The following is a 10,368-nucleotide window of genomic DNA, read 5'->3' on the forward strand; positions in this document are numbered from 1 at the left end:
GATCATTATGTCTGTGTGGAAAAAACTCATTACTGCGGTAAAAGGTGGCGCTACGGAAGCTGCTCAGGCTGTGGCAGACAGCCAGGCAATCAGAATCCTTGAACAGGAAATTCGGGAAGCGAAAGAAGAGCTACGCAAGTCGGATCATGCGCGCACTCAAATTCTGGCCAAGTGTAAATTGTCGCAACAGAAAGTCGACGGCTTCAATCAGTCGATTGCTGAATACGAAGCCCATGCTCGCAAGGCGATCGACACCGATCGTCAATTAGCGCTTGATTGTGCCCAGAAAGTTAGCGAGTTAAAAGAAGAACGCGATCAGGAACAACAATACCTTGATCAGTTTAATGCGTCTGAAGCTAATTTGGCGAAGAACATTCAGCAGGCAAAAGCCAATCTGCGTCGCCTGGAGCAACAGGTTGATATGGTGAAAGCAACGGAAAGCGTTCAAAAAGCTCAGGTTGCCGTGTCATCCCGCCACATGGGAGCCAACAGTAAAATGAAAACGGCAACGGAATCACTGAGTCGTATTCAGGAAAAGCAGAAAATGCGCAGTGCAGAGCTTGAGGCAGCGGAAGAGCTTGCCACCAACGAGTCTTCCAGCGATTTAGAAAAGCGCCTTGCCGAAGCCGGTATCAAAGGCGGCAGCACGTCTGCTGACGACGAATTGGCAAGAATACTGGGTAAATAAGCGGCTTCATGCTTTATTTCCCCGGCCACAGGCCAACCATTGGGGCAGGCAATCAGTAGCAATACAGGTTGTCATGCCCCTTCTTTTTTTGCGAAGATGTTGATACAGAATTCAACAACACGGACGAATTTCTAACGCATTATGTGGACAAAAATACGACGCGTTATGCTGCACTATTTTGCCGAATCGAAGTGGTACACCATTGTACTTGCCTCGCTTTTCTATGCGGTAACTTCCTGGTTATTGCTGTGGGCAGCAGAAGAACAAACATTAACAGGCAGTATTGATTTCTTATACTGGCTCGCGGTTACTGGCTCGACAGTTGGCTATGGTGATTTATCACCTCAAACCGATGCGGGTAAATTAATCGTCGCGTTTTATGTCATTCCTCTGGGGTTAAGTATTTTTGCAATGGTCATTGGCCGTATTGCAGCATTTGTTGGAAATCAATGGAGAAAAGGGCTAATGGGATTATCAACTCTGTCTGTGACTAATCACATTCTGGTGATCGGCTGGAACGAACAACGTACTTTGCTGTTGTTGAAACTGTTACTGCAGGAACGTGAGTCACTGCCGGAAAGACCAGATATCGTGCTTTGTGTGCGAGCGGATATTACCAACCCCATGCCCGGGCAAGTCGAATTTGTAAAAGTAGAATCGTTTAACCGCGATGAAGATATGGACAAGGCTTGTATTGCCGACGCATCGACCATTCTCATAGATAACCCTCAGGACGATTTAACCCTGACCACGGCACTGTATTGCTCACAGAAAAACCCGTCAGCGCATCAGGTAGCCTATTTTGCTGATGAGAGCCTGGTTGGGTTACTCCAGCAGCATTGCCCACAGGTGGAATGCACCCCCAGTGTTGCCGTTGAGATGCTGGCAAAAGCGGCATTTGATCCCGGCTCCAGTGCACTTCATCACGATTTACTGAGCGTGGATGACGACGGGCAAGCACAGTTCTCGCTGTCACTGCCAGCCAGCAATGACGCGTTGCCCTATCAGCAATTATTCTTCGCTTTTAAGCGCCACTACGATGCCACCTTAATTGGTTATGCGCCATCAGGACGCACGCAGGATGTTACCCTGAACCCGTCTCTTGATACCCTGATCGCGCCTCAAGACAAACTGTATTACATTGCAAAACAACGGATAACCGACATCGATTGGCAAGCCATTACGGAGTCAGACAATGTTTAAGAAATGGTTTAAATCTGAACAACCCAAAAAACCTCAGGCTCCTGAAGTCATGGGGCTTTACCTGGGCGGCTCCTTTGAATTAGACGCCCTGAAACTCAAATTAATCACGCCCGAATTGTGTATCGAAAACCCGGCCTCCAAGCACCTTATCCAGGCGGTTGGCCAGGCAGAGCTCGACACCGGTGGAACGCTCCTGCGTTTTTACACCGACGATGACGCCTTTTTGCAAGTTGTTCTCGATGGCGGCATGACTGAAAACCACATCACTGACGTCAAGTTATGGTACTTCTATTCAACCACAACCATTGGCACTGAATCCCAGTGGAAACAATGTCTCGCTGATGGCATTTCAAAGCCGGTTTATGAGTTAGAAGGATACGAATTTACGCGTGTCTGGGATGCCGTAGGCGACGTATCGCCGCCGGTGGCCGTGACCGAAAAAACCTATGAAGAAGATGAAGACGTCAGCGAAACTGACCAGTTTATGATGCTGTACGAAAGACACCTGAGCGACGGCAACACCGAATCTCTGCTAGTTGCTGGCGAAGAAAAAATAGTAGGCCAAAACGCTGACCGCTGTCTGGTGGTGAGTACCGGCTTCGATATTCAACCTGCAGATATCCGTATCAACGGCTAAAAAAAAGAGGAATACAACATGGAAATCGTAATGGATTCAATGGCCGGGTTAGCCAATTTTGCGATGTATTTTGCGATCTCAATCGTGTACCTGTTTATCTTTAAAATAGTGTATGCGTTTGTGACCCCCCACGACGAATGGAAGCTGGTTAAAGAGCAACAAAACGTCTCTGCGGCCATTGGGTTTGGCGGCGCCATGATCGGCTTCAGTCTGGCGTTGGCCAGTGCAGCATCAAACTCACTGGGATTAATCGACTTCACTCTGTGGGGCGTAGTTGCCGTGATTGCGCAAAGCTTTGCCTTTGCATTGCTGCGCTTTACCTTTATGCCGAAAATTGCTGAGCGTATTAACAACAATGAAATCTCTGCGGGTGTTATGTTAGCAGCCGTTTCGGTAGCTGTAGGATTACTCAACGCTGCATGTATGACCTACTAGGAGCGAACGATGAGCCACACACAGAAACGTTCCAAACATATCGCTTTGCACAGTATGCGCAAGGCATTCTCGTTAAAGCCCCTCGCCGTTGGCATTGCAACCGTCTTTTTGTCAGCCTGTGGTGAAGATCGGGATGCATCTAAAATATATGTGTCAGTCGACGACTGTAAACAGGACAATCCGGATGCGGTAGGCCAATGTCAGGCGGCCTTTGAGTCTGCTATTGAAGAACACAACCGCACAGCACCACGCTTTAATAGTCAGAATGACTGTGAGTATGAGTTCGGCAACGAACGCTGCCAATATGTGCAATCCCAATCGGGCAGCTTTTTCATGCCCTTTATGGCAGGCTTTATTGTGAGTCGGCTAATGCAGCCTTCCCCCTACTATTCACAGCCTTTGTACACGTCGTTTTCCCCCTACTCCCCGTTTCGGTCACGCTGGGTGACGTCCAATGGCTATGTATTTGATGGCGATATTCGTCGCCGCTCATATTATGCGCCTTCGTCTGTATACAAACCAAAGCCGACAGTAAACCGCACCATTAACCGCGGTGGTTTTGGCAGTACAGTACGCGCCAAGTCAAGTTGGGGCAGCAGCAGTAAATCCAGTGGTTGGGGTGGTTAATTCGTGTTTCGAATGGCATGCCAACCCAGGAGTAACTGGCAGCAGCTGGCCACCGAGTACGGTTTTCATTTTCACACTATGTATGGCCAGCCCTACTGGGACGAATCAGCGTATTACCAATTTACGTTGAAACAGGTAGAACAGGACATTGAAGACCCTACCGCCGAGCTGCACCAGATGTGTTTGCACGTGGTCGACAAAGTGATTAACAGCGAAGCGCTCATGCAGCGCTTTCAAATCCCACAACAACACTGGGATTTTGTTGCCGAAAGCTGGCGTCAGCAGTCCCCGTCGTTATATTCCCGGTTAGATCTGGTCTACGATGGCAAACATCCCGCCAAATTACTGGAAAATAACGCCGACACCCCAACTTCACTGTACGAAACTGGCTTCTGGCAATGGTTATGGCTGGAACAACAGGTTAATGCTGGCAAACTGTCGCGTGGTGCAGATCAGTTTAATTCTCTGCAAGAGAAACTGGTGAACCGGTTTGCGGCACTGAAACATCAGTACGGCTTCCATCACATTCACTTTAGTTGCTGTCAGGACTCGGTAGAAGATCGCGGTACCGTTCAGTATCTACAAGACTGTGCATCCACCGCCGGGGTCAGCGCTCCCTTTCTTTATGTCGAAGAAATCGGCCTGGGTGATACCGGGTATTTTACTGACCTGGCCGATGACGCCATTACACACTGTTTCAAATTGTACCCATGGGAATTTATGCTCAGGGAATCGTTTGGCGATGCCTTGCCTGGCGCTGAGGTTGAGTGGTTGGAGCCCGCCTGGAAAGCGGTCTTGTCAAACAAAGCGCTGCTGCCCATGTTATGGCAGGAATTTGAGAACCACCCTAACCTGCTTCCCGCCTTTTTTGAAGACGATCCACTGCGTCTGCGTCATGGAAAATGGATTAAAAAGCCCTTGTTTTCACGCGAAGGCGCCAATATCTCATTGATTGATGACACGCAAAAAGCGGTGCCACTGTCGGACGGTCCTTATGGTGAGGAGGGGTTTATATACCAGCAGTTTCATTCCCTGCCTCAATACGAAGGAAATTATGTATTGATTGGCAGTTGGCTGGTAAATGATGAACCTGCGGGCATGTCGATTAGAGAAGACAGCTCCGTTATTACCCAGGACTTATCCCGCTATTTACCGCATATCATACTTTGAGGTTTTGCATGACGCCCTGGACGATGACAACACAAATTCGCTGGCTCGCCGCAATCGCTTTGAGTTTACTCGGCGTAGAATTTTTAAACCTGATCCTGGCGAATAGCCTGAATCAATTTGGTTTGCGCCCTCGGGATATATCTCACCTGAGCGGAATCGTTACAGCCCCATGGCTACATGGCAGTCTGACTCACTTTGCCAGTAATTTCCTGCCGCTGCTGCTGTTTGCCGGATTAGCCATGCAATGGGGACGAGCCGTATTCATAAAAAGTATGCTGTTAATTTGGCTGGGTGCCGGCTTATGTGTGTGGGTATTGGGTCGCAATGCTATGCATATTGGGGCAAGTGGCATTGTGTACGGCTTATTTGGCTTTTTAGTGGTCGCCGGCTTTTATAGCAAAAAGTTACATTTATTGTTAATTTCACTGGTGATAGCATTTTTATATGGCGGTATGATATTTGGTGTATTGCCGACACAGCGATTTGTATCCTTTGAATACCATTTCTTTGGTTTTGTTATGGGCGTGCTGAGCGCCAGGTTATGGGCCAAAACCGGTTAACCCCAAGAGATTTTAGATTTCCTATGAGTGAAACTTCGCCACAAGCCAATAAGCCAGCTAATCAGGGCTTTCTGCCAAATCTGGCATTTAATATTGTGATTCCGGTACTCGTCATGAGTTACACCAGCTCGGAGGACTATTTAGGGCCTGCATGGAGTATCGTTGCTGCACTCAGTTTCCCTTTGGGTTATGGCTTATGGGATTTGAAGCAAAGCGGGAAAGTAAATGGTTTCTCTATTCTAGGGATTGTCAGCGTACTGCTCACCGGCGGTATTAGCCTGCTTAAGCTACCCGCGGAATATATCGCGATCAAAGAAGCCACAATTCCAGCGATAATCGGCATCGCCGTACTCGTTACCCAAATGACAGACAAACCACTGGTTAAATTACTTATCCTCAACGACCAAATCATTAACTGGCCTCACCTGAACGACGTACTCGACAAACAAGGTAAGCAAGCGGTGTTTGGCGAAAAGGTTAAACACTGCTCGTATATCGTGGCAAGCTCGTTCTTCCTCTCTTCAGCGCTGAATTATATTCTGGCTAAGGTTATTTTGGTCAGTGAGCCAGGTACCACGGCTTACACCGAAGAACTCGGCAGAATGACGGCACTGAGTTATCCAGTAATCGTAGTGCCGTCAATGATCATGTTGGTGGGAGCATTGTGGTATTTATTCAGCCAGATTGGCAAGATAACCGGCGAAGACATAGAAAGTTTTATTAATCAGTAAATCAGGTTCATGCCGTGTGAGATTCGTAAGATTAACGTCACTGCCTATGACCTTACCCCCAAATAAGAACGCCGGCTTTTAGCCGGCGTTTTTCGTATTACATATCCGTTACTGGCAACGCCAGTCTTTTTCAAAATCACAGCCTTCAGCAGAGGTAGGCTTAACCGTTGCTTTTTCCTCAGTCATTGTCTGCTGCGACGCATCAGGCAACAAAGAGAATATCTTTTTAGCAATATCGGTATTGTCGTACTGACCGTAGAAAGACTCATGTCCCTGGCCAAATGCAAATACTTCCACGTCTACGCCTGTATGGCCACCGGTTGTCCAGCCGGTATTTGTGCGAATGTCTAACAGCGATTTGATGCCCGTTTCGATGGCTCGCGTGCTTTTTAATTTTGCCAGTGCAATAATTTGCTTTGCTTCTTCTTCATTCAGAGTGAAGCCTAGCTTTTCCGTTGCAAAAGCGACCGGATCCGCAGCCTGAGGCAACGCAATAGCAATAGATGAAGGCGACGCAGTCAGGTGCTTCAACCACTCTGGTTCCCAGGCGTATTGGCCGCGAGCACCAATAGTCAGCCCTCCGGTGCTGTGATCAGCGGTAAGTACCACCAGCGTGTCAGGGTTTTCCTGAACGTACTGATACAAATACTCCAGGGTTAAATTGAGATCATGCATTTCAGCCATTGCCGAAGCAATATCATTGGCATGCCCTGCCCAATCCACCTGGCTGGCCTCAACTAACAGGAAAAAGCCATTGTCGTTTTCAAGGTGTTTAATTGCATGTTCAGTTAAGTAAGCAAGACGGTTTTTACGCTTATCATCCAACACCCAAGGTAAGCCGACGGGTGCGAACAGCCCCAGCACGTTTTCGCCGGCGGGAATCGTGGCTAACTTATTGTACGTATCAACATAGGCATAGCCGGCGTCAATGAACTGAGCCGTTACATCGCGGTCTTCACGCTCGAAATACTGTGTTCCGCCGCCCAGCATAACGTTCGCAGTAAACTCACCATTGATTTTGTGATCAAAGAAACTGTCTGCCAGGGCATTGTAATTCTTGCGGCTTTCATTATGTGCCATGTAGGCAGCAGGGGTAGCGTGCACAATTTGCGATGTCACCGCTATACCCGTCTTCATACCAAGCGCTTTTGCTTTTTGTAGAACGGATTCAACAGGCTGTTTGTTAACATCAACGCCAATTGCGCCGTTATAGCTTTTTACGCCAGCGGCCAAAGCCGTAGCTGCTGCAGCTGAATCGGTAACAAACCCAGACTCCTGAGCCGGATACGTGCTGGCATTTCCAACGAAAATACGATCAAAAATGACTGATTCCACTTGTGGGGTGGCAGGGTCGTCACGGAAATTTCGATAAGCGGTCGTGTAAGCCGGCCCCATTCCGTCTGATACGATCATGATCACATTCTTCGGTTTCTCGGGCTGATGAGACGTCTTGGGCAATAATGCATCAGACGTGGCATTACAGGCAGTCAAAAAAAGTGTTGCGGCCGCTACCGCAAGCAAGTTCTGTCGCACATTATTTTCCTTTTAGAATTCGGATTACTGAAGTGTATAGCGCCCACTGATAGCATCGAAGTACCAATCCGACGAGCTGATTAAACAACAGGTTAAACGCTGTACCAGTATACCGGGCAAGTTACCGAATTCACATGGAAAATTGTAAAAATCAGACCATTTAGTCTGATTCCTGCAACAACTCTCTCATTCGTTGTTGCACTACGTCTACCAGCATATCGGGCTGAAACTTAGAGATAAAGCGGTTACAACCCACTTTCTCTACCATGGCTTCGTTAAAACTGCCGCTGAGTGACGTATTCAGCGCAATAAATAAATCCGCCATGCGTTCATCGGAACGCACTTCAGATGTTAACCGATAGCCATCCATTTCTGGCATTTCCGCATCGGTAAACATCATCAGTAGCCTCTCGGTGACTTTAATACCTTCATTTGCCCATTCTTTCAGCAGTGCCAGTGCTTCAGCGCCATTGTGACACTCGATGATATCAATACCCAATTGCTCAAGCGTGTCGCGGATCTGCTTCCTGGCAGTTGAAGAATCATCCACAATTAAAATTCGCTTACCTTTTAGGTGCTCAACCACGACAGAATCGAGTACGTCTTCTGAAATAGATACATCGTATTCAACAATTTCTGCCAGCACTTTTTCGACATCGATGATTTCGACTAGCTCTTGTTTACCCCCAATATCAATCTGAGTGATAGCGGTTAGAAAATTGGATTTACCTACACTCTTGGGTGGCGGTTGAATATTTCCCCAGGACGTATTCACTATTCTGACAACATCGCCAATCATAAAGCCCTGTACTGAACGGTTATACTCGGTAATGATGACATTGCGATGCGTGTCTGGCTGATTATTCGTTGCGCGGAAATGAATGGCCTGCCGCAGGTCAATTATGGGGATAGTGAGCCCCCTGTATACTGTGACTCCGCATAGATTGCCGTGAGCGCCAGGCATGGTGTTTAACTTGGGAATGGTAATCACTTCCTTTACTTTAAACACGTTGATCGCGTAAGTGTGCCGGGTCCCCAACCGGAAGAGCAATAACTCTAGCCGGTTCTCTCCCACCAACTTCGTACGCTGGTCTACTGAGGAAAGGATATTACTCATTACATATTCCTGTCGTTGCTATCTCTTAATAATAGTTTTTTTTTACTTCATTTGCCCATTAACCCATTGGCTAGTCTGAGATTCATACCTGGTGATAGGAAATCACTCACGCAAACATTCACAAAAATTATGACGATAATGAGCATTATATATTTCTTTTATTTCAAATGTGGACCTAGGATGGAAAAGAAGTCGATGACAACGCCTCAGGTGTTATCACCAACGCATTTATTATTTTCGTGAAGGAGAGACAGTCATGTCAGATTATCAAAATGCAATCGAACAGGTTGCCACGCTAAAGAGTCAATACAATGGTACTTGGAATGCCATCAGCCCGGAGTTCGCGGCGCGTATGGTTGTTCAGAATCGTTTCAAAACCGGTTTGGACGTTGCTAAGTATACCGCAAAGATTATGCGTCAGGACATGGCCGAGTACGATGCAGACTGTACTCAGTACACTCAATCATTAGGTTGCTGGCACGGATTCGTAGGTCAGCAAAAAATGCTGGCTGTTAAAAAGCACCAGGGTACTACCAAAAAGAGTTACCTGTACCTGTCTGGTTGGATGGTTGCTGCATTGCGTTCTGAGTTTGGTCCTCTTCCAGACCAATCAATGCACGAGAAAACCTCGGTTGCCTCATTGATCGAAGAGCTTTACACCTTCTTGCGTCAGGCTGATGCTCGTGAACTGGGTGACTTGTTCAAGCAATTAGACGCAGCTAAAGCAAACGGCGGCGATGTTGCAGCAATCCAGGCACAAATCGACAACTACGAAACACACGTAGTACCAATCATCGCTGACATTGACGCAGGTTTCGGTAACGAAGAAGCCACTTACCTGCTAGCGAAGAAAATGATTGAAGCGGGAGCTTGCTGTATCCAAATCGAAAACCAGGTATCTGATGCCAAGCAATGTGGTCACCAGGACGGTAAAGTAACCGTTCCTCACGAAGATTTCCTGGCGAAGATCAATGCTGTTCGTTACGCTTTCCTTGAGCTGGGCGTTGACGACGGTGTTATCGTTGCCCGTACTGACTCATTAGGCGCAGGTCTGACTCAGAAGATCCCAGTATCTACCAGCGAAGGTGACCTGGCGTCTCAGTACAATGCATTCCTGCAAACTACTCCAGTTAACTCAGTAGCAGACCTGAACGAAGGTGACCTGGTACTGAAGCAAAATGGCGAACTGGTTAAGCCTGAGCGTCTGCCTAACGGCCTGTTCCGCTTCAAGCCTGACACGGGTGTTGCGCGTTGTGTACTTGACTGTATCACCAGCCTGCAGAACGGTGCTGACCTGCTGTGGATTGAAACTGAGAAACCACACGTTCGTCAAATCGGCGACATGGTTGACCAAATTCGTGAAGTTATCCCGAATGCGAAACTGGTTTACAACAACTCTCCATCATTCAACTGGACACTGAACTTCCGTCAGCAAGTATTTGACGCATGGTCAGATGAAGGCAAAGACGTATCTGCATACGACCGCGCTAACCTGATGTCTGTAGAGTATGATGACTCAGAGCTGGCTGCAGAAGCTGATGCGAAAATCCAAAGCTTCCAGGCCGATGCGGCTCGCGAAGCAGGTATCTTCCACCACCTGATCACGCTGCCTACTTACCACACTGCTGCGCTGTCTACTGACAACCTGGCGAAAGGTTACTTCGGTG

Annotated in this window: 11 protein-coding genes; 9 read left to right on the forward strand and 2 right to left on the reverse strand. The window is 47.7% G+C overall.

The window, feature by feature from the left end; all coding sequences use genetic code 11:
• The first annotated feature begins 7 nt into the window (after positions 1-7).
• From AC4MRN_RS07230 to AC4MRN_RS07265, 8 genes are all read left to right on the forward strand, one after another.
• Positions 8-688 (forward strand): PspA/IM30 family protein, encoded by a 681-nt coding sequence (locus tag AC4MRN_RS07230; RefSeq protein WP_255051433.1) that lies wholly within the window; start codon positions 8-10, stop codon positions 686-688.
• Between the two features lie 165 nt (positions 689-853).
• A complete protein-coding gene (locus AC4MRN_RS07235; RefSeq protein ID WP_491202891.1) occupies positions 854-1,891 on the forward strand; it encodes a potassium channel family protein in 1,038 nt (345 codons plus the stop codon).
• Entirely contained in the window at positions 1,884-2,528 is a 645-nt protein-coding gene (locus AC4MRN_RS07240; RefSeq protein WP_155015547.1) for a YjfK family protein, read from the forward strand. The genes AC4MRN_RS07235 and AC4MRN_RS07240 overlap by 8 nt, the downstream gene beginning before the upstream one ends.
• Positions 2,529-2,546: 18 nt before the next feature.
• On the forward strand, positions 2,547-2,963 hold the full coding sequence (locus AC4MRN_RS07245; protein WP_491202892.1) for a DUF350 domain-containing protein: 417 nt from the start codon (positions 2,547-2,549) through the stop codon (positions 2,961-2,963).
• Positions 2,964-2,972: 9 nt separating this feature from the next.
• Entirely contained in the window at positions 2,973-3,590 is a 618-nt protein-coding gene (locus AC4MRN_RS07250) for a DUF1190 domain-containing protein (protein ID WP_073319418.1), read from the forward strand.
• Positions 3,591-3,593: 3 nt separating this feature from the next.
• Positions 3,594-4,760, forward strand: a complete 1,167-nt coding sequence (locus AC4MRN_RS07255) for a glutathionylspermidine synthase family protein (protein WP_491202893.1) — start codon at positions 3,594-3,596, stop codon at positions 4,758-4,760.
• An 8-nt stretch (positions 4,761-4,768) separates the two neighbouring features.
• Complete coding sequence (locus AC4MRN_RS07260) at positions 4,769-5,320, forward strand: rhomboid family intramembrane serine protease (RefSeq protein ID WP_487964906.1); 552 nt, start codon at positions 4,769-4,771, stop codon at positions 5,318-5,320.
• A gap of 23 nt (positions 5,321-5,343) precedes the next feature.
• The gene (locus AC4MRN_RS07265) at positions 5,344-6,051 is read left to right on the forward strand and encodes a VC0807 family protein (RefSeq protein WP_073319425.1); all 708 of its coding nucleotides are present in this window, start codon (positions 5,344-5,346) and stop codon (positions 6,049-6,051) included.
• Between the two features lie 108 nt (positions 6,052-6,159).
• On the opposite strand, the gene AC4MRN_RS07270 is transcribed toward AC4MRN_RS07265, so the two are convergent.
• The gene (locus tag AC4MRN_RS07270) at positions 6,160-7,542 is read right to left on the reverse strand and encodes an alkaline phosphatase (RefSeq protein ID WP_491202895.1); all 1,383 of its coding nucleotides are present in this window, start codon (positions 7,540-7,542) and stop codon (positions 6,160-6,162) included.
• A gap of 202 nt (positions 7,543-7,744) precedes the next feature.
• The gene (locus tag AC4MRN_RS07275; RefSeq protein ID WP_073319431.1) at positions 7,745-8,701 is read right to left on the reverse strand and encodes a chemotaxis protein CheV; all 957 of its coding nucleotides are present in this window, start codon (positions 8,699-8,701) and stop codon (positions 7,745-7,747) included.
• A 256-nt stretch (positions 8,702-8,957) separates the two neighbouring features.
• Between AC4MRN_RS07275 and AC4MRN_RS07280 the strand changes: the two genes are divergently transcribed.
• A partial coding sequence (locus AC4MRN_RS07280; protein WP_491202894.1) for an isocitrate lyase occupies positions 8,958-10,368 on the forward strand: 1,411 nt, incomplete at its 3' end.

The organism is Marisediminitalea sp. (assembly GCF_984433645.1).